The organism is Paraliobacillus sp. X-1268 (genome assembly GCF_003426095.1).
GTDB lineage: Bacteria > Bacillota > Bacilli > Bacillales > Amphibacillaceae > Paraliobacillus_A > Paraliobacillus_A zengyii.
Genome location: NZ_QJSK01000008.1, coordinates 82,178 through 103,117 on the forward strand (window position 1 = coordinate 82,178; position 20,940 = coordinate 103,117).

Sequence of the window (20,940 nt, forward strand, 5' to 3'; positions counted from 1 at the left end):
TTTTTACAAAAAAAAGAAGAGCGGTTAGCCTTTTTCAGCTATTACCTCTCTTCTTTACATACTAGAAATTCAATTTACTAATACCTGTTTCTAGCTCTTCTTGTCCTACGCGAATATTTTCAACAGATCCACTCAAACGTTCTGATGCAGATTCTGCTTCTTGAATACCTGCTGCTGATTCTTCTGACACACTTGCAATGTTAGTAATCGAGTCATTAATAACCTTAGTATTATCAAGTACATCATACAAGTTATTTGAGACATCCTCGATCTCTTTACCTATATTCGTTATAATAGTATTTAACTTGTCAAATGTAGAGCCAGTCGTTTGAATTTGTGTTGATCCTTCATTAACTGCTTGGTATCCACGTTCCAATGCTTCTACAGCTTCTTTGGACTCGTCTTGAATGCCACTTGTTGTCTCCGTAATATCGGTAACAGATAAGCTTACTTGTTCTGCAAGTTTCCTAACCTCATCTGCTACAACTGCAAAGCCTTTTCCATGTTCGCCAGCACGCGCTGCTTCAATCGCTGCATTTAACGCTAGTAAATTAGTTTGTTCTGCAACTTCTTTAATGACAGTTACTACCTTGGTTATTTTTAATGTCATAGCATCAAGTCCTCTTACTTTATCTAACGATTGTTTAATCGTATCATCAATAACCGACATTTTATCAACCGATTGATGCATCAGTTGACTACCCTCATCTGTGATTGATAACATAGATTTGGACTCTTCTTTTATATTTTCACCATTTAATACAACACTCATTATTGTATTGGAGAATTTCTGCATCGTTTCTGTTAAAGAGGAAGCAGAATTTGCTTGTTCTTCAGCACCGCTTGATATTTCTTGCATCGTAGCAGTAATATAACTACTATCCTTCTCTAAATCATCTGTATATTGATGTAATGTGCTACTTTGTTTATTCATATGCTCTGTTATCGTCGAGATAAACTGTAATGAATTTTTAGTTTTCTCAAATAGATGGTCAATTTCTTCATTTAATAAAATAAACTCTTCATTATTCATATTTGATTCAGGCAGATCTTCTACTTTATCACTTGCTAATATTTCTATTCGTTCACTAGTTTGTTTTAATTGCTTCACAATTTTCAGACTTGAGAAGTGAGCAATTGCAAAGCTCGCGATCAAAACAACACCGAAAACAATAATTATTGGTAATGAAAACGCGTCCACTTTTACCAACGCAAATATACTATAGCCAATAACTGCAGTATGTAATAAAATAACTAGCAAAAAACTAACAAATAGACTTAATCTGATTTTCATGATCGGATGACACCCCTTACTATTATTTTAATCTTCCCTTTTATTATCGGCTCTGTTTTGAAAATATTAACTATTATTTTGTAGTAATGAAAAAACGTAAAAGATTTTCTTTTACGTTTTTAAATACTTTAAAAGATTTTAGATAAAGCTTGCTGAATACGATCTTGGTCAAATGGCTTTACAATAAAGTCTTTTGCACCTGATTGAATTGCTTCTAACACCATTTGCTGTTGTCCCATAGCAGAACACATAACAACTGTAGCATCCGGATGATTTTTCTTGATTTCTTTAAGAGCCTCAACACCATTCATTTCAGGCATTGTAATATCCATTGATACAAGATCAGGCTTCAACTCATTATAAAGATCTATAGCCATCTTTCCGTTCTCTGCTTCTCCTACTACTTCGTGACCTAAAGAAGTAAAAATATTTTTTAATTGCATGCGCATAAATGCGGCATCATCTGTTACTAAAATTCTAGCCATACTATTTCCTCCTACATCAAGTCTTATTTCTCTTCAACAACTTGTTTTAATTCATTTAATTCTTCATAGTTCAACACATATTCTAGATCGACCAACAATAATAATCGATCCTCTAATTTTGCCACACCATGCAAAAAATTCGCATTGACACCTTTGATTGTTGTTGGTGCATCTTCAATATCAGATTGATCAATATCAATTACGTCGGATGCTGCGTCTACTACAAAACCAACATTTACTTCACCTTCATTGACTTTAGAAACAAGCATTCTTGATTGTTCTGTTTCATCAGACCGCTCTAAATGCATTCGAGTTTTTAAATCAATGACAGGAATAACTTCGCCACGCATTTTCGTAATACCCTCAATAAAATCTGAAACTTGCGGCAGTGCAACAACATCTTGTAAACGTTCAATTGAGATAATTTGTTGAATACTTGCCCCGTATTCTTGACCGTTTAATTGAAAGATAATATATTTTTCAGTACTCATTTGCTTTCCCCTTTATAAATAAAATATGTCATTCACTAGTATAAAATAATAATAGCATGATAAGTTACGTAACGAATGATCTTATAGACACATTTCATCTAGTATTTTCAAAATAAAAGATAGTATCAGAATACCTGTTTTATACGTATAAATCAATATCGGTTAAAGTACTTTCATTTATATACACAAATCTATTTCAGACTATTGATTTAACAGTATGAAAACCTCTAGTTCTTTTCCTTGTCCATAGTCTACTTTAACTCGTAATGCTCGCTTAAATCCAGTTAATTTAGTGCTACCATTTAATACAGTGGGATGTGTAATATCCGTTTGAACTTTAACTTCTGCTAGATAAGTAGATAAACTTCCTGCAACCATATTTCCTAATTCACCTGCAAAAGAATCAAGCATCTCTTCTGATAACGGCATACCAAACATCGCTTCACCAATCTCACTAAACAATTCTTGGCTAGCTTGTAAAAGTAACTCTCCTTTTAAATCTCCTGTAAAGCCAATTAAAACACCAAATTTAACCACTAATGGTGGAGCTATAAGCTCTGGAGAACCCATTACTGGCTCCATTGGTATAACCTTTTTAACCGTATGGATGGTACCATTATATAAATCTTTAATCATTTCATTGATGTTCTTACTCTCCGTTGTCAATAGATTATCCTCCCTTTTTCTTAATGTATCTTTTATTTTTAACGCTAAACCCAATGCCTTTATTTTTTTCAAAGCGATAGCTTTTTAGCACTACTTCTATTTTCGACATAAACCACCAAATAATTAAGTACTTTTTCCTATAAATTTTTAAAATAAAAGAGATGGTTATATTAACCACCTCTTTTACTATTAATCTACTTATTTATAAAGCTTATTCTATTCCTGCAGCAATTTCATTAACCATTTCAGCTACAGATATTAGACCGCCACCAGAAAGATACCAATAATCAGGGCTTAGAAGAACAATATGGTCTTCTTGTGCTGCGTTAGTTGAATTAACCAATTCATTATCTAGCGCACTTTCAGCAGTGTAATCGCCACCGGTAACTTGGTTTCGATCTACAGCAAATATATAATCTGGATTTGTTTCAGAAACATACTCAAAACTTATATTTTGACCGTGTGTTGAACTTTCAATTTCTTCATCAGCAGGAGTAACACCAAATACATCATGAATTATTCCAAAACGTGAACCAGGTCCATATGCATTAAGACTACCATCATTTGTTAGAACAATAAGTCCTGTCTTATCTGTTGGAATGGATTCTTTTAAATCTGCTATTTCTGTTTCAATTTCTTCAAATGCAGCACTAGCTTCTTCTTGTTTCGTGAAAATTTCACCTAATAGTGTAACATTTTCTTCAAATGACTCCATATAGCGTGTAGTATCTACACCCATATAAATCGTTGGAGCTAATTCTGATAAATCATCATATACTTCTGATGTACGACCAGAAATTATAATTAAATCTGGATCAATTTCAGCTAGTTTTTCAAAATCCGGTTCAAATAGTGTACCAGCATTTTCATAAGCACTATCTTCATAGCTTGATAGATATGACGGTAAGCTTTCTTGTGCCACTGCTGTAACATCTACACCTAACTTGTCAAGGCTATCTAATGTACCAAAATCAAATACAACAACCTTTTCTGGATTTACAGGGACAGTAGTAGTGCCAAGTTCATGCTCAACCTCTATCTCAGTGGGAGCCTCAACTTCTTCTACCTCTTCTTCTGTTTGTTCTTCTTCTATATCATCTGTTGCTGTTGCTTCGTCGCTCTCAGAACCACAAGCTACTGCAACTAGTGCGAAAAGCAACATAAGTAATAACAATGCAAGTTTTTTCATTTCTTCACTCCTATTTTCTTAAAATTTATTTAAACAGATGATAATTGGTCTAACTATCTGTGATTGCTTCCTATTAAGATTTGCTTATTTCTTGGGCCCAGCTATCCAAATAGAAATCCAGACTCCCAGCATTATAGACACAACTTCACCATGATTTAAAACATATTAGCTAAGATTGCGTGGACGTCACTACTCACGCAAAATAAAGGCAGATACGACATTGATCAATATCTTGAATTTGAATATCCATGTCATAAACCTCTTTTAAAACACTTTGCTTAATAATTTCATTTTTTGCACCTTGTTTAACGACTTTTCCGTCTTTTAAGGCAACTATATAATCCGAATAAACGGAAGCGAAATTAACATCATGAATAACTATAATAACTGTTTTACCTAATTCATCTGCTAATCTTCGTAATACTTTCATAATTTGAACAGAGTGTTTCATATCAAGATTATTTAAAGGTTCATCTAATAAGATATAGTCAGTGTCCTGGGCAATAATCATGGCAATATATGCACGTTGCTGCTGCCCACCACTTAATTCATCAATGAATTTATTTTCCATCGTTTCCAATTCCATATAAGCGATTGATTCATTAATCATAATGGTATCTTCCTTCGTCAATCTTCCTTGTGAGTAAGGAAAACGGCCAAAGCTTACTAGTTCTCTGACTGTTAAGCGAACAGTTATATGATTAGATTGTTTTAAAATAGATATTTTTTTCGCTAACTCATTATTTTTCGTCTGCGTGATTTCTTCATCATCGACTAAAACTTCACCGTGATCTTTAGCAATTAGACGACTCATCATTGATAAAAGTGTACTTTTTCCTGCCCCATTCGGACCAATAAAGGAGGTGATTTTCCCTTTAGGGATATTCATAGAAACATGATCAACAACAAACGAATCGCCATATTTTTTTGCAACTTCTTTTATTTCTACCATGTTTTATTCTCCTTTAATATAAGATATAGAAAATAGATTCCACCTATAAAATTAATGATTACACTTAATGTTGTAGAGAATGTAAAGATTCTATCAACTATTAATTGCCCGCCAACTAATGCAATAATACTAACTAAAATGGAACCAGGGATTAGATAGGTATGTCGGTAGGTTTTGAACATCTCTTTCGTAACATTCGCAACTAAGATACCGAGAAACATGATTGGTCCGACAAGTGCGGTTGCTACTGACACTAAAATTGCAATTACAATCATTAGGCGTTTGACAATAAAATCATAGTCTAATCCTAAGTTAATCGCTTGTTCTTTACCAAGAGATAAAACATCTAGATATTTCACATATTTGGCTAGATAAAGGCAAGTGATAAAAAGTATTCCAATAGATAAATATAATAGATCTGTATCGACATTATTAAAACTTGCAAACATTTTATTTTGCACAATAAAGAATTCATTCGGATCTATTAATACTTGCATAAACGATGATAAACTTTGAAAAAAAGTACCAAATATTAAACCTATTAAAAGTAGAAGATATATATTACGGCCTTTCTTAAATAATATTTGGAATAGAAACAGTGCAAAAGCAATCATAAATCCAATTGCGATAAAGAAATTCAAATTTTTATCTAGAGCCGTAACACTAGTAGAACCATAAACAAAAATAATAAATGTCTGAATTAATAGATACAATGAATCCAAACCGATTAAACTAGGTGTTAAGATTCGGTTATTTGTGATTGTTTGAAATATTATAGTTGACAAGGCGATCACAGCACCTGTAATAACAATTGCTAAAATGCGAGTTGCTCTTCTCGGTAAAATATAATCCCAGTTTCCTGTTATACCAATAAATATGTAAATGAGCACAAGTACTACTGCGCCTGAAGCTAAAAGAAGCATTTTAATTTTATTACTCATAAACCTTTCTCCTCATTACCAAATAAAGAAATAGTCCACTACCAATAACGCCTACGGTGACACCAATTGCAATTTCATAAGGGAAGATAATAGTTCTTCCAATAATGTCACAAACCAATACAAATATGGCACCTAATAATGCAGTATGTGGCAAGCTATTCTTCAAGTTATCACCTTTATATAGCGTTACAATATTCGGTACGATCAAACCTAAGAATGGAATCATTCCAACCGTTATGATAACAACAGAGGTCATTAACGCTACAATTACAAGCCCTATATTCACAATTTTCTTATGATTCATTCCGAGATTCGTAGAAAAGTCTTCGCCCATTCCTGCTATTGTAAAACGATTTGCATAGATATATGCGAGAACAACCAATGGTATACTTATGTAGAGCATTTCATAACTCCCTTGAATGATCAGCGCAAAATTACCTTGTAACCAAGAAGACATATTTTGAATTAAATCATTTTTATAAGCAAAAAACGTCGTTATTGAACTTATGACACTACCAAACATCAATCCCACTAAAGGAATAAATATCGGGTCTTTGAATTTCACCTTATCTAAAATTTTCATAAAGATAAATGTTCCAGCTAATGCAAAAACAAATGCAACTAACATTTTTTGAATAGGTGATGCAGTTGAAAATAACAACATAGATACTAAAATACCAAATCTTGCAGAGTCCATTGTTCCAGCAGTTGTTGGTGAAACAAATTTATTTCGACTCAATTGTTGCATGATTAATCCACAAATACTCATGCTAACTCCTGCAATTATAATACTGATTAATCGTGGAAATCGGCTAATCCATATTATTTGTGACTGACTTTCTGTTAAGTGAAACAAATCTCCTGGCGTTAAATTAACTACTCCAATAAATAAGGATAGAATAGATAATAGAATTAGTAGAATAATCAAGTATCTTTTTTTCATAAAAAATTCCTTTACAGAAGAATTAAACAATAATGATATTCATTATCAATTAAATTACTTACTATCTTAACATGTTACACTTCGCTGTCAATATCTTTTTCATATTTTAAGCCATTATTTGTTATTCTGATTTTTGGATTTGGTTTAACTGTGCTAAAATAAATGAAGTGTTACTTAAACTTTTAATAAGGAGTGCATAGAATGAATGCATATGAAGAATATATGAAAGAAATTACACAACCAATGCGAAGTGAATTAACATCTGCTGGGTTTATGGAACTTACAACTCCAGAGGAAGTAGATACATTTGTAAAGACTTCGACAGGTACAAGTTTAGTAGTTGTCAACTCTGTTTGTGGTTGTGCTGCAGGATTAGCTAGACCTGCTGTGATAGATGCCTTGTCACATGGTGTAGAGCCTGACCACCTTGTCACTGTTTTTGCTGGACAGGATAAAGAAGCAACCGAAAAAATGCGTGAATACTTTACAGGTATCCAGCCATCTTCTCCTTCTATTGCTCTAATGAAAGATGGAAAAGTTGCTCATTTTATTCCGAGGGACGAAATTGAAGGTTATGAACTAGAAGAAATTACAAATAATTTAACTAAAGCTTATCACACACATAATTAAGCAATCATAAAGCCAGAAAGCACTTACAAGTGCCTTCTGGCTTTACTTTTATTTCTGATAAAGTTTTATTTGACTTTCAAAAAATGAAAGTAACACTTCTTTTTGTTCTTTTAAAAACTTACACCATTGATGACCAATAGGTGTAGGTAATATTATTCTTGAACATAGTTTGCATGTAGCTTTTTCTTCAAATACATGTTTAATATTAAGAACAAACAGACGTTCACCAGCCCCCACTAACAATTGGAATTTCTGATCGTTGATCGTAAAATAAACATGATATCCACTAAATTCAGCAGCATTTTTCACTTCTATATTTTTAATTAAATTAGTATCGAATGATTGTTCAACCAAATTGTTTCTCCTTTCTTATATATCTATCCATAATATAGACATATTTGACATAATATAAGAAAAAAGCCCGATGTAAGGTTATGAACGTTACATCGAACTTTTGATAAAGTGAGCTTCTATGCCACTTAAATGAATGTATTAATTAACTCTGCGAACATGACCACTGAATTTATCTGCCCAGTATCCGCTACCCATATTTGCAACTGCAACACCTGTAGATGATTGTGAACCAATGAATTGATTACCGCCTAGATATATTCCGACATGACCGTTTGTCTTGTATGTATTGAAAAACACAAGATCTCCAGGTTGCATGTCACTAGTTGAAACCTTTTGTCCAACTCCGCTTAATCCACTAGTACTAGCTGGTACACTTATTCCACCTTGTGCAAAAGCCCATGAAACAAATCCTGAACAATCAAACAAACCATTTGCTATATCAGAAGAAGTACGTCCTCCACCAAATTTATATGCAGAGTTTCCGATATATTTATAACCAGCAGACATGATGCTACTTGCATTTCCACTAGATTTAACAGTTACTGTTGACGACGTTGTAGAATTTGAACTGCTTGAACTACTAGAAGTACTTGTTGTCGCTGCGTACTGTTCAATTACTTGACTGTTTGCTTCTTCTGCTTGTGCTTTAGCTTGTTCCTCTAACTGTGCCAATTCACTGTCTTCTAATTCTAGTTCAGCAATTATAGATTGACTAGCCTTTTCTTTTTCATTTAAAGTCTCTTTTTTTGCTTCATTTTCTTCTTTTTGTTCTAAAATCTGTGCTTGCATTAATGTTAATTCTTCTTGCATTGCAGATAATTCTGCTAACTCTTCTTCAACTTTAGCTTTTTGTACCTCTAATTCTTCTTTGTCCGCTTCAAACTGATCAATTAAATTACTGTCGGCTTTAGCGATTTTACTTACTAATGAAACACGATCAATAAAATCAGTGAAACTTTCTGAACCAAAAATCACTTCAAGATAACCAGCAGAACCTCCAGATTTTTGTAAAGATGATGCACGATCCTTCAAGATTTCAAAACGTTTGTCAATATCTTCTTCTAATTCCTTCACTTCTTGTTCTTTTATCTTTAATTCTTCTTGTTTTGTTTCTATCTCAACTTCTGTTTCTTTAATTTTGTTTTCATTCTCTTCTATTGTTTCATCAACACGTGCAATATCTTCATTTAAAGCTATTAATTCAGCTTGCACATCTTGTAAATCTTGTTTCTTATCTTCTAATTCAGATTGAATTTCCGCACGATTTTCTTCAATCTCATTTTGTGTTTCAGCATAGACCAATTCTTTTTCTACTGGAAAGGATATTATTAAACCAAATGTTAATGTCATACCAACTAAGATTTTTTTATTATTCAATGCTTCCACACTCTCTTTCTATTTACAATTTTTTTTAGTATTTATGTATACTATTCTTCTATGTAGGTTATAGGTATATATATAGTTTTAAATACTTAAATTTGCGCTGTGAATTTTCCAGCAACGTCAGTATAACATCTTGAAGTAACAGTAGTGTTATATGAACATTACAATTATATTTCAATTTGTGTCATTTTTGCTAGATTCATAAATTATAGTAATCAAAAAAGAGATCTAATAGATCTCTTTTTTGATTACTATAATTTATTTAAGATTTGTACCAAGTCTGAAACAGCTAGTTGGCCAGGGGCTGATGCTTGCTCTGCAGCAGCAAAAGTAACTGCCGAACCAAAAATCCCACCAGCCATACGGCTAATAACACCTATACTCCCCATTGACATCGTGATAATTGGCCCTTTTGCATATGACCGATACATTGTTTCTGTTGCGTCTAACAATGTTATAACATCTCTAGGACTACGTGGCATGACAGCAATCTTCGCTACATCAGCATTTATTTCTTCTGCAAGACATAATCGAGAGATAATTTCATCCTTCGAAGGCGTCTTATCAAAGTCATGATTAGATACAATTACAGATATATGATTAGCATGTGCACATTCTATAAGTGCTTGTCTTTTTTCTTTGTTTGTAGAAAGTTCAATATCTATCATATCTAACATATTTGTTTCGATGATTTCTTTATTTAGCTGAAAATAATCAACTAATTGATCTTGCTTTTCTCCCCCTTCACTTTCTGTGCGAAAAGTGAAAATTAATGGTGTATTTGGGAGAACGTGACGAATTTCTTCAAGCGCTTCTTTTACTAACTTTACATTACCAACATCTTTGAAAAAGTCAACACGCCACTCAACTAAATCAATTTCAAGTGTGCGCAAAGCCTTTGCTTCCTCAACCAATCTATCCGCTGAATTTTCTATTAATGACACACAAATCTTTGGATTACCTGAACCAATTGTTACACCTTTTACATGAATTTCTTTTTTCACATGCTTCCCTTCCCTTTTATAATAATAATCTTATTATAGCAATAATTGTGCTATGAAAGAAGCTATGCATCTCTTTTTCTTAAACGGATTTGTAGTTTACTTGTGTTGTAATAATTACACCTACTATTACAAGCAATGCACCACCTATTTGTATGAGCGTAATCGATTCACCTAACCAAAGATACGCACCGAGCATTGTAATGACTGGTAAGAAATTTAGAAATAATGACGCCTTAGATGCGCCTAATTTTTGTACGGCATGATTATATAATAGTAACGCAATTAAACTTGGGAATATACCTAAATATAATAAACTAACGACATACTCACTTTGGAATAGATCTGGTACACCTAAGAATAACCACTCCATCATGACCAGAGGAAATAATACTATAAGTGAAATACTTGTCATCACAAGCAGTCCAGCAATGGAAGGAAAAAAGTGCATGTATTGCTTTACATAGATCGAATATACCGCCCAACAAAGGATAGCCCCAACCATAATAAAATCACCGATATTCCAATTAATCGTCGTTATTTGCATGACTTCTCCATTAAGTACAACCCAAACTGCTCCAAAAACAGATAAAATAACACCTGCCCACTGTATTTTTCGCAATCTTTCTTTTAACAACCAAGCACTTAATAAAATGGTTATCACCGGAATAACCGTCTCTAACACAGACACATTAGAAGCAGTGGTAAACTGTAACGAAGCATAGATAAACATATTAAAAAACGTTACACCTGTCAAACTCATTATAATGAAAGGTTTTTTATATTTTAAAAATAGTTCCCTGTTGTTCCACGCTGATTTTAAACCAACTGGCAAAACAACTAAAAATGCCACAAATAACCGAAAGAAAGCAATCGTAAACGGTGCTAAGTCATTAATTGCTTTCCCTATTAAAATATTTCCCGCAAAAAATATAACTACAAAAATAAGGAAAATATAAGGAATACTATCACTCCTAACTAAAAGTTCTTTTTATATACTCTATAAGCCTAACAAGTACACACAAAAAAACAAGATGTTCGCCTTTCTGCGAACACCTTGTTTTTATTTAATGATCAACACTGGGCAATGTGCATGTTTTGCGACTTTGTGACTGACACTACCTAGAATCATTGTTTGTACTTTATTACGTCCTCTACTTCCCACGATAACACAATCTGATTGATTACTTTCAGCAAACTCAATAATACTTGGTGCTGGTTCTCCATGAGTAAAGTGAACTTCATAGTCAATTTTCTCTTTATCCAAAAGTGCTAATACAGGCTTTATTTTCTCTTGTCTTTCTATTTTCAGTTCATACTTATCGACATGGTGAAGAACATCTGATTTTGATTTTTTTTCGTCAATTACATAAACAACATCTACAGTTGCATTAAACTGTTGCGCAAGTTGTACCGCGTAATCAGCTGAACGAATAGAATGCTCTGAACCATCTGTTGCAAGTAGTAGTTTAGAAAACAATATAGCCACCTCTTCACATTTAATTTGTTGAATAATCTTTTAATGTCCGGAAGCTTTTGACAAGCCACCAATTTTATTTTTAAGCGATTCGCTTTCTTCATTTAAACCTGAATAAATCACTTTAACATGGTTTTGTTCAAATTTTGTCTCTATCTTATCTAAAGCACCTATTGCTGAATCATCCCAAAGATGTGAGTTAGATAAATCAATTTCAATCTCTTCTATATCATCTGTATAATCAAACTTGTCGATTAGATCATTTACAGAAGCAAAAAAGATTTGGCCATAAATTTTATACACATGTTTTGTGCCTTCTACTTCTACGATTTTCTTCACTTTCACCTTAGAAATTTTTGCAGCAAAGAAAATAGCACTTAATAATACACCCGCCATAACACCAATAGATAAATCATGGGTTATAACAACAGTTACAACAGTTACAACCATAACTAATGCATCTGTTCTCGGTATCTTATGAATATTTTGTAATGAGGACCAATCGAATGTACTAATAGAGACCATGATCATGACACCAGCTAATGCTGCCATTGGGATTTGTACAACGACCCCACCAAGTACAATAATCAAGAACATTAAGAATACACCAGCAACAAGGGAAGATAATCTACCACTTCCACCTGATTTGACATTGATAACAGACTGTCCAATCATTGCGCAACCTGCCATTCCACCAAAGAATCCCGTTACGATATTGGCAATTCCCTGTCCACGACTTTCTTTATTTTTATTACTTGGTGTGTCTGTCATGTCATCGACAATATTTGCAGTTAATAATGACTCAAGTAAACCGACAATTGCAAGTGACAATGAATAAGGAAATATAATCATTAATGTTTCAAAATTAAGCGGTATAGATGGAATTAAGAAAACTGGCAATTGGCGTGTTAGATTTCCTAAATCACCTACTGCTCTAATATCAACATTCATAAAGACAACAAATGCTGTAACAGCAATAATTGCCACCAGAGTTGATGGCACTACATTTGTAATTCGCGGAAATAAATAAATAATAGCTAACGTAACTGCAACGAGCGTGTACATAACCCACGTTTCACCTTCGAAATGTTGAAACTGTGCGGTGAAAATCATAATAGCAAGTGCATTAACAAACCCAACCATAACAGAACGAGGCACAAATTTTATAAAACTCGCTAGTTTAAAAACACCAAATAAGATTTGGAGTACTCCTGTTAAAATTGTAGCAGCAAATAAATATTGTAAACCGTGATCTGCAACTAATGTAATCATTAGTAAAGCCATCGCACCAGTAGCACCAGAAATCATTCCTGGACGGCCTCCGATAAATGCAATTACTACTGCAATACAAAATGCAGCATAAAGTCCAACCATTGGATCTACACCAGCAATAATAGAGAAGGCAATTGCTTCTGGTATAAGTGCTAACGCAACAACAATACCAGCTAACACATCACCTCTTACATTACCAAACCAATCTTGTTTTATTTTTTGAATGTTCAATTTAACACCTCTTTTAGTAATTATATTTTGTCCGATTTGAGAAATCCGATTCGTTTTGAACAAAATGAATCATATCATATTCTATTAAATGATCAAAACCTAAAGAAAACGCATACAATTATGATATCCTTTAAGATTCTTTGTTTTTCTTTACATAGATACTTTTTTAAAAAAATATGTTGAATATAACTGAGTATAATTGAACATCACTATTTTCAAAAAGAAAGATTATTATGATATGATAGGTTTAGTTGATTATTGGGAGGCGTCTATTTGGAGAAAGCAATTATGACAATTGCACAAGTTGCCGAATACTTGCAGCTAAGTGAAATGACTACATATAAACTCGTACAAGAAGGAAAACTCCCTGGCTTTAAGATAGGTAGACATTGGCGAATTAAAAGGGATGATTTAGACGATTTTATTGAAAAGCTAAAAAAAGGTGAAAGACTATAATAAGGAGTAGCCAGTTTAAACTGGCTACTCCTTATTTTTATTTAATGATTAACACTGGGCAATGCACATGTTTAGCGACTTTGTGACTGACACTACCTAGAATCATTGTTTGTACTTTATTACGGCCTCTACTTCCCACGATAACACAATCTGATTGATTACTTTCAGCAAACTCAATGATACTTGGTGCTGGTTCTCCATGAGTAAAGTGAACTTCATAGTCAATTTTCTCTTTATCCAAAAGTGCTAATACAGGCTTTATTTTCTCTTGTCTTTCTATTTTTAAATCATACTTATCAACATGGTGGAGAACATCCGATTTTGATTTTTTTTCATCAATTACATAGACAACATCTATTTTTGCATGAAACTGTTGCGCAAGTTCAACTGCATAACCAGCCGAACGAATAGAATGCTCTGAACCATCTGTAGCAAGTAATAGTTTTGAAAACAATATAGCCACCTCTTCACGTTTAATTTGTTAGATAATCTTTTAATGTCCGGAAGCTTTTGACAAGCCACCAATTTTCTTTTTCAACGATTGACTTTCTTCGTTCAAACCTGAATAAATTACTTTAACGTGATTTTGTTCAAATTTCGTCTCAATCTTATCTAATGCCCCTATCGCTGAATCATCCCAAAGATGTGAATTAGATAAGTCAATTTCAACTTCTTCTACATCATCCATATAATCAAACTTGTCGATTAGATCATTTACAGAGGCAAAAAAGATTTGTCCATAAATTTTATACACATGTTTTGTTCCTTCTACTTCTACAATTTTCTTTACTTTCACTTTAGAGATTTTGGCAGCAAAGAAGATGGCACTTAATAACACACCAGCCATAACACCAATAGATAGGTCATGCGTAACAACTACAGTAACAACCGTTACAATCATTACTAAGGCATCTGTGCGTGGTATTTTATGAATACTTTGAAGAGAAGACCAATCAAATGTACCAATTGCAACCATAATCATAACACCAGCTAATGCCGCCATTGGTATTTGTACAACGACACCACCTAAAACAATAATCAAAAACATTAAGAACACACCAGCAACAAGGGAAGATAACCTTCCATTCCCGCCTGATTTCACATTAATAACAGATTGACCAAGCATCGCACAACCTGCCATGCCACCAAAGAATCCAGTAACTACGTTAGCAATTCCTTGACCTCGACTCTCTTTATTCTTATCACTTGGTGTATCTGTCATGTCATCAACAATATTAGCAGTTAATAATGACTCAAGTAAACCGACAATTGCAAGCGATAATGAATAAGGAAATACAATCATTAACGTTTCAAAACTGAACGGGATAGATGGGATTAGGAATACAGGTAATTGACGTGTTAGATTTCCTAAATCACCTACTGCTCTAATATCAACATTCATAAAGACAACAAATGCTGTAACAGCTATGATCGCCACCAGAGTTGATGGCACTGCATTTGTAATTCGCGGAAATAAATAAATAATAGCTAACGTAACTGCAACAAGCGCGTACATAATCCAACTTTCGCCTTCGAAATGTTGAAATTGCGCGGTAAAAATCATGATAGCAAGTGCATTAACAAACCCAACCATAACAGATCGTGGTACAAATTTTATAAAACTTGCTAATTTAAAAACGCCGAATAAAATCTGCAGTACTCCCGTTAATATGGTAGCAACCAGTAAATATTGCAATCCGTGATCTGCAACCAAAGTAACCATTAATAATGCCATCGCACCAGTAGCACCAGATATCATTCCTGGACGTCCACCAATAAATGCAATCACAACTGCTATACAAAATGATGCATAGAGTCCGACCATTGGATCTACACCAGCAATAATAGAAAAGGCAATGGCTTCTGGTATAAGTGCGAGTGCAACTACAATCCCCGCTAACACATCACCTCTTACGTTGCCAAACCAATCTTGTTTTATTTTTTGAATGTTCAATTTAACACCTCTTTTAGTAGTAATATTTTGTCCGATTTAAAAAATCCGATTCGTTTTGAACAAAATGAATCATATCATATTCTTTTAAATGATCAAAACCTTATTAAAGCGTATTCATTGACAATATACTTTAATATTCTTTATTTTTCTCTATATAGGTACTTTTTAAACAAATACGTTTAAATATATTTGAGTATAATTTAATATAAATGAATGTTATATTTTTAAAATAAATAGTATTATGATATCGTTATCTTGATTAATCGGAGAGGGCATATGGAAAAGTAATTATGACAATTGTACATATTGAGAAATACTAGCAAATAAACGAAATGACTACATATAAACTCGTACAAGAAGGAAAACTCCTAAGCTTTAAAATTAGTGAAATTAGGCGGATTAAAAAGGTTTATTTAGATAAATTTATTTAATAACTAAAAAAAGGCAAAAGAACACAATAAGATATATCTATATTAAACAAAATAAATCTTATTCCTATTTTATAAGTTAGAAAACGATTGAATTAGGGAATAGTAAAAGGGTATTTTGTTAAAATAATGTTCACTTCATTAGCCGTTATTAAATTTCATTCAATTATATTCAATAAGGAGAGATTATAGATGCCACAACAATCTATTAAAGCGTTCGTCTTCGATGTCTACGGTACACTGTTTGATGTTCATTCAGTTGGCGACAATTGCGAAAAAATGTATCCTGGAAAAGGTACTGAAATCAGTAAAACTTGGAGAGAAAAGCAAATACAATATTCAAACTTACACCAATTAATGGGGAATTATCAAACTTTCCTCACTGTTACAAAAGAAGCACTACGTTATGCAGTAAAGCAACACGGTGAACAACTTGATCAAAACTCAGAAAAAGAATTAATTAATAGCTACTTACATCTTGTAACCTATCCAGAAGTAAAAGAGGTACTATCACAAATACAAAATAAAAAAATTGCCGTTTTCTCAAATGGTTCGCACGATATGTTAGACCCGTTAATTAAGGAATCTGAAATCTCCAGTCTTATTCATCAACTCATCAGTGTAGATGAGATAAAACAATTTAAGCCTACGGTTGCTTCCTATGATTATGCTTTACAACAACTTGGTGTACAACGTGAAGAAGTATTATTTATGTCTTCTAATGGTTGGGACATTTCTGGAGCGAAAAACTATGGATTCCAGACAGCCTGGATAAATCGCAAGAATTTACCTGTAGAAGAATTAAACCTTGAACCAAATAGTATTTATCAAAATTTACAAGGCATTCTAGAATGGAAAGATTAATGAAGATTCCAAAATAAACTTTTAGCTTTCCCTTTTTCAGGGAAGGAATTTAATAAAGGAGGAGTATTCAATGTCAGAATTTGAACTTGGAAAAACTGTTCCTAATCTAATTCTTCCTACTGCAACAGGTGAGGAATATAATTTTGAGGAACAGCGCAAACAAAAAGAAGATTGGTATTTAATTATCTTTTTCCGTGGCTCATGGTGTCCAGCATGTATGAGTGAGTTGGATGCATTAGAAGAAGGAAAAGATTACTTTAACAAATAAGACATTCATATCATTACGATCTCAACTGACAATTTAAATGCTTTAACAGACATGACAAAAGAACATAAATTCAGCTTTACAGTACTTTCAGATGAACAGCATCAGGCAATCAAAGATTATCAGGTTCACTATCACAAGGAAAATGCACCATATGAAGATCACGGTGCACACGGAGAACCCGCTTACTTTTTAGTTGATGAAAACGGTCGTTTGCTTTATCAACAAAGACAGACAAGTCCATTCGGAAGGCCATCTGTAACAGAACTAAGAAAGATCACAACTTATATCCATAAAAATATGAAATAAGAAAGGGCTAGAGGGTAAATCTTCTAGCTTTTTCTATATTAAAATGTTTAATACTGACAATTACAGTGAAATACTACTATATAATCTATTACACTAGGAGGCTTATAATTGGTTAACGAAAAGTTCACAAAACAATTTATTAACGGACAATGGATTAAGGGTTCAAGTGATGCGGTTGTTGAAAATTATAATCCATATACAGAAAAAGAAATCATGACGAGCCCTTCAGCAGATGAGTCGGATGTAAATAAAGCGTATCAAGCGGCTGAAAGCGCACAAAAAAGTTGGCAAGATGTTACACCTGCTGAAAAACAATCACACTTTTTAAACCTATTACAATTAGTGGAGAAACGTAAAGATGAAATTATTGACTGGTTAGTAGAAGAATCCGGTAGTACTCGAGTTAAAGCAAATGTGGAATATGGCATTTGTTACGAAGTGATTAAAGAAGCTCTCTCTTTTCCAACACGAATGACAGGTACGATACTACCATCTAATACACCTGGAAAGGAGAATTTCGTTTATCGGAATCCCAAAGGCGTAATTGGTATTATTGGTCCATGGAATTTCCCATTATATTTAACATTACGTTCTGTTGCGCCAGCAATTGCAGCAGGTAACACCGTAGTAATCAAACCAGCATCTGATACACCAATTACATCAGGTCTTCTAATCGCTTCCTTATTTGAAGAAGCAGGATTTCCAAAAGGTGTCGTAAACGTTGTTGTTGGAAGAGGTTCAGTGATTGGTGATTCAGTTGTAACAAATCCTATTCCATCAACTATTTCCTTCACAGGTTCTACTGAAGTAGGTAGTCATTTGGCACAATTAGCAGGTAAGGACCTGAAAGATACTGCTTTAGAACTTGGTGGTAATAACGCAATGATGGTTTTGGATGATGCGAATATTGACGAAGCTGTAAAAGCAGCTGTCTTTGGTAAGTTTCTTCATCAAGGTCAGATTTGTATGGCAATCAATCGAATCATTGTTGATGAAAATGTTCACGATGAATTTGTTGAAAAGTTCACTGCAGCAGTCAAACAACTTAAAACAGGTGATCCGAATGAAGAAGATACATTTATCGGACCACTAATTAATAATGGTCAAGTAAGTCGTATTCTAGAAGATGTTGCAAAAACCAAAGAAGAAGGCGCAACAGTTATGACCTCTGGTGAAGTAAATGGTAATTTAATGGAACCAATTGTACTTGCAAACGTAACAAATGAAATGACAATGGCAAAAAATGAAATTTTTGGCCCTGTTGCTGTAATCATTAAAGTAGAGAATGAAAAAGCAGCAATTCAGGTTGCAAACGGTACACCATATGGTTTAAGCGGCTCTGTCTTTACTAGTGATCGCTGGCGCGGTCTTGAAGTAGCAAAAAAAGTCCATACAGGAATGATCCACGTAAATGATCAATCTGTTAATGATGAACCACATGTAGCATTTGGTGGTGAAAAGCACTCTGGACTAGGAAGATTTGGCGGAAGCTGGGCATTAGATAAATTTACAACAGAGAAATGGATCAGTGTCCAAAGTGAATATAGAAAATTTTAAACCTTACTAGATAATAAAACGCGTTTCGAGATGATAAGATTCATTTCGAAACGCGTTTTATAGTTTTAATTGAACCTAACTGGCTACTCTTAATTAATTACTTAATGAATACTCCCAATTATTATATAGATCAAGCCGTTCAGCACGATAAGCACGAGCCCCTTCAGGAAATTCAGACACTTCAGCATGCCAAACGATTTCTCCATTCTGATTTACTTCAAAGATTCCACTTCTTTCATCTTCATTAACATATCCAAAATCAATTAGATAGTTTCCTGTTACTTCCATATAACGCGCACTACCAACAATATAAGTGAAGTATTCTTCTCCTAGTTCCTCGCCAAAGCTCCACATTTCTTCAGCCGTCTTTCCATTTTCATCAATACGATACACCACGCCACGGCTATATTTATCTGATAGTTCTTCATTACCACGCGTGACAACTACATTATTGTCGTAAAGTAAAACATCTATTGTATTAGATTGATTATCTTGATCTGGTAATATTTCTGGTGCATGTTGACCCGCACTATATTTAAAATCATCACCTATACCTTCAATTAATACATCTTGATATTCCTCTGGCCAACCTTCTTCATCGGCAAGAATCCAAACAATTTGATCCTTTGTGAATGTTTGTGCAGTATAATCAATTTTCATTATCAAATCTTGATTGCGACTTGAAACAATAATTGAATCATCTGATTCATCATAAACTACAGCATTTTGATGAAACCAGTCAATTTTACCATCATCACGTTCTGTGGCGTCATATTCTTCATAAAACGATTCAGGTAATAGATCCTTTAAATCAATTGATTTAACTATTTCACCTGTTTCACTATCTAACTCAACCATAACATCTTCAATATAATTACTATCCCCATTAATGGTTAAAAGATAGTTCCCATTTGGTAATTCAATTGCGTCATGATGGATCATAGTTGACTCATCACTACCTGCTTCCCCAATAACCGTTTCTGAATTTAAGTAAAAAGCCTTATAATATTTTCCGAGATAGTCCATTTCAACTAATTCATTATATGTACTAGAGCTATTATCTTCTTTAGTTAGGTATAAAATGTGCCCATTTTCTAGTTCATGAAGAACATGACTATTATAACGCGTATTATACCAACGAACATCACCATTTGAATCAAATGCATAAGAATATTTAGTACTTGCTATGAAAAAGGTTAAGGAACTATCGCCCAACTCCATCTGTTCTGTATCTGCTTCTTCAATATCGACTGTTCCAATATAATCAGGTAATACTTCTGTTTCAATAGAAACCATTTGTTCAGTTACTTTCCCTGTTTCTGTTTCTACAGATACCTTTACTTCATTTATACTGTCTGGTAGCAAACCTAATATAGGAATCTCATGTTTCGTTTCATACGTATCATAAGTATGTGTGATGGTTGTTGCATCTGTTGATCCTGGAACTGACCGTTATTTTAGATGGTTCTTCTGTTTGAAATAACGCTAAGGCTGTTAATGGCGAATTCTCGTAAGGGTCTTTCACCACATACATGTTCTCTTCGGTATATGCCTCATTTTCTAGTATTTCTAAATAGGATTCCTCTAGCACTTCTTGTTCTTCAATCCCATCTTCTAAGACACTTACAACAAGACCCTCTGTATCTACAGCTTTATTTTGTTCTACTAAATCGCCTCTTTCTGCGTTAGTCATATTACTAACTTTTTCATTGTTACCATTCACTACTATGTAAGCAATCGCTACTACTACTACTAGAATTAGTAGTGATAACCTAGATATCTTTTTCAATTTAATGCT

General features: G+C 33.5%; 22 protein-coding genes and 1 pseudogene. 5 read left to right on the plus strand and 18 right to left on the minus strand.

The features are described from left to right. Window positions 1-61: 61 nt before the first annotated feature. The 8 genes from D2K62_RS11170 to D2K62_RS11205 all read right to left on the minus strand — a co-directional run bounded on the left by D2K62_RS11170 (window position 62) and on the right by D2K62_RS11205 (window position 6,961). Window positions 62-1,294, minus strand: a complete 1,233-nt coding sequence (locus tag D2K62_RS11170; protein WP_112181776.1) for a methyl-accepting chemotaxis protein — start codon at window positions 1,292-1,294, stop codon at window positions 62-64. Window positions 1,295-1,422: 128 nt separating this feature from the next. Next, window positions 1,423-1,779: a response regulator gene (locus tag D2K62_RS11175; protein WP_112181777.1), complete on the minus strand. Its 357-nt coding sequence runs from the start codon at window positions 1,777-1,779 to the stop codon at window positions 1,423-1,425. A gap of 23 nt (window positions 1,780-1,802) precedes the next feature. Then, the gene (locus tag D2K62_RS11180) at window positions 1,803-2,270 is read right to left on the minus strand and encodes a chemotaxis protein CheW (protein ID WP_112181778.1); all 468 of its coding nucleotides are present in this window, start codon (window positions 2,268-2,270) and stop codon (window positions 1,803-1,805) included. A gap of 201 nt (window positions 2,271-2,471) precedes the next feature. Next, window positions 2,472-2,936, minus strand: a complete 465-nt coding sequence (locus tag D2K62_RS11185) for a chemotaxis protein CheX (RefSeq protein WP_112181779.1) — start codon at window positions 2,934-2,936, stop codon at window positions 2,472-2,474. A 211-nt stretch (window positions 2,937-3,147) separates the two neighbouring features. Next, complete coding sequence (locus D2K62_RS11190) at window positions 3,148-4,125, minus strand: siderophore ABC transporter substrate-binding protein (RefSeq protein ID WP_112181780.1); 978 nt, start codon at window positions 4,123-4,125, stop codon at window positions 3,148-3,150. 193 nt (window positions 4,126-4,318) lie between these two features. Then, on the minus strand, window positions 4,319-5,077 hold the full coding sequence (locus D2K62_RS11195; RefSeq protein WP_112181781.1) for an iron ABC transporter ATP-binding protein: 759 nt from the start codon (window positions 5,075-5,077) through the stop codon (window positions 4,319-4,321). Further along, entirely contained in the window at window positions 5,071-6,018 is a 948-nt protein-coding gene (locus tag D2K62_RS11200) for an iron chelate uptake ABC transporter family permease subunit (RefSeq protein WP_112181782.1), read from the minus strand. The genes D2K62_RS11195 and D2K62_RS11200 overlap by 7 nt, the downstream gene beginning before the upstream one ends. Next, window positions 6,011-6,961 (minus strand): ABC transporter permease, encoded by a 951-nt coding sequence (locus tag D2K62_RS11205; RefSeq protein WP_112181783.1) that lies wholly within the window; start codon window positions 6,959-6,961, stop codon window positions 6,011-6,013. The genes D2K62_RS11200 and D2K62_RS11205 overlap by 8 nt, the downstream gene beginning before the upstream one ends. A 201-nt stretch (window positions 6,962-7,162) precedes the next feature. On the opposite strand from D2K62_RS11205, the gene D2K62_RS11210 reads away from it, so the two are divergent. Continuing rightward, the gene (locus D2K62_RS11210) at window positions 7,163-7,591 is read left to right on the plus strand and encodes a BrxA/BrxB family bacilliredoxin (protein WP_112181784.1); all 429 of its coding nucleotides are present in this window, start codon (window positions 7,163-7,165) and stop codon (window positions 7,589-7,591) included. Window positions 7,592-7,639: 48 nt separating this feature from the next. On the opposite strand, the gene D2K62_RS11215 is transcribed toward D2K62_RS11210, so the two are convergent. The 6 genes from D2K62_RS11215 to D2K62_RS11240 all read right to left on the minus strand — a co-directional run bounded on the left by D2K62_RS11215 (window position 7,640) and on the right by D2K62_RS11240 (window position 13,309). Further along, on the minus strand, window positions 7,640-7,945 hold the full coding sequence (locus tag D2K62_RS11215; RefSeq protein ID WP_117161472.1) for a hypothetical protein: 306 nt from the start codon (window positions 7,943-7,945) through the stop codon (window positions 7,640-7,642). A 138-nt stretch (window positions 7,946-8,083) separates the two neighbouring features. After that, on the minus strand, window positions 8,084-9,322 hold the full coding sequence (locus tag D2K62_RS11220) for a coiled-coil domain-containing protein (RefSeq protein ID WP_483312724.1): 1,239 nt from the start codon (window positions 9,320-9,322) through the stop codon (window positions 8,084-8,086). Window positions 9,323-9,579: 257 nt separating this feature from the next. Next, on the minus strand, window positions 9,580-10,332 hold the full coding sequence (aroD, locus tag D2K62_RS11225) for a type I 3-dehydroquinate dehydratase (protein ID WP_112181787.1): 753 nt from the start codon (window positions 10,330-10,332) through the stop codon (window positions 9,580-9,582). 79 nt (window positions 10,333-10,411) lie between these two features. Beyond that, window positions 10,412-11,293, minus strand: a complete 882-nt coding sequence (locus D2K62_RS11230) for a DMT family transporter (RefSeq protein ID WP_117161474.1) — start codon at window positions 11,291-11,293, stop codon at window positions 10,412-10,414. 99 nt (window positions 11,294-11,392) lie between these two features. Beyond that, on the minus strand, window positions 11,393-11,809 hold the full coding sequence (locus D2K62_RS11235) for a universal stress protein (protein WP_112181789.1): 417 nt from the start codon (window positions 11,807-11,809) through the stop codon (window positions 11,393-11,395). Between the two features lie 39 nt (window positions 11,810-11,848). Next, window positions 11,849-13,309 (minus strand): SulP family inorganic anion transporter, encoded by a 1,461-nt coding sequence (locus tag D2K62_RS11240; protein WP_117161475.1) that lies wholly within the window; start codon window positions 13,307-13,309, stop codon window positions 11,849-11,851. A gap of 288 nt (window positions 13,310-13,597) precedes the next feature. On the opposite strand from D2K62_RS11240, the gene D2K62_RS11245 reads away from it, so the two are divergent. Then, window positions 13,598-13,765, plus strand: a complete 168-nt coding sequence (locus D2K62_RS11245; RefSeq protein WP_117161486.1) for a helix-turn-helix domain-containing protein — start codon at window positions 13,598-13,600, stop codon at window positions 13,763-13,765. A gap of 37 nt (window positions 13,766-13,802) precedes the next feature. Here D2K62_RS11245 and D2K62_RS11250 read toward each other — a convergent pair whose 3' ends face one another. Beyond that, window positions 13,803-14,219 carry a universal stress protein gene (locus D2K62_RS11250; protein ID WP_117161476.1) on the minus strand — a complete coding sequence of 139 codons (417 nt, stop codon included), beginning with the start codon at window positions 14,217-14,219 and terminating at the stop codon, window positions 13,803-13,805. A gap of 39 nt (window positions 14,220-14,258) precedes the next feature. Next, on the minus strand, window positions 14,259-15,719 hold the full coding sequence (locus tag D2K62_RS11255) for a SulP family inorganic anion transporter (RefSeq protein WP_117161477.1): 1,461 nt from the start codon (window positions 15,717-15,719) through the stop codon (window positions 14,259-14,261). 620 nt (window positions 15,720-16,339) lie between these two features. On the opposite strand from D2K62_RS11255, the gene D2K62_RS11265 reads away from it, so the two are divergent. From D2K62_RS11265 to D2K62_RS11275, 3 genes and pseudogenes are all read left to right on the plus strand, one after another. Further along, a complete protein-coding gene (locus D2K62_RS11265) occupies window positions 16,340-17,011 on the plus strand; it encodes a haloacid dehalogenase type II (protein WP_117161478.1) in 672 nt (223 codons plus the stop codon). A gap of 70 nt (window positions 17,012-17,081) precedes the next feature. Continuing rightward, window positions 17,082-17,585 (plus strand): annotated as a pseudogene (locus D2K62_RS11270) (peroxiredoxin family protein). A gap of 108 nt (window positions 17,586-17,693) precedes the next feature. After that, complete coding sequence (locus D2K62_RS11275; RefSeq protein ID WP_117161479.1) at window positions 17,694-19,142, plus strand: aldehyde dehydrogenase family protein; 1,449 nt, start codon at window positions 17,694-17,696, stop codon at window positions 19,140-19,142. Between the two features lie 93 nt (window positions 19,143-19,235). Here D2K62_RS11275 and D2K62_RS11280 read toward each other — a convergent pair whose 3' ends face one another. Then, window positions 19,236-20,561 (minus strand): aryl-sulfate sulfotransferase, encoded by a 1,326-nt coding sequence (locus tag D2K62_RS11280; protein WP_117161480.1) that lies wholly within the window; start codon window positions 20,559-20,561, stop codon window positions 19,236-19,238. Next, window positions 20,545-20,931 carry a hypothetical protein gene (locus tag D2K62_RS11285; RefSeq protein WP_117161481.1) on the minus strand — a complete coding sequence of 129 codons (387 nt, stop codon included), beginning with the start codon at window positions 20,929-20,931 and terminating at the stop codon, window positions 20,545-20,547. Before D2K62_RS11285 ends, D2K62_RS11280 begins: the two co-directional genes overlap by 17 nt. Window positions 20,932-20,940: the final 9 nt, after the last annotated feature.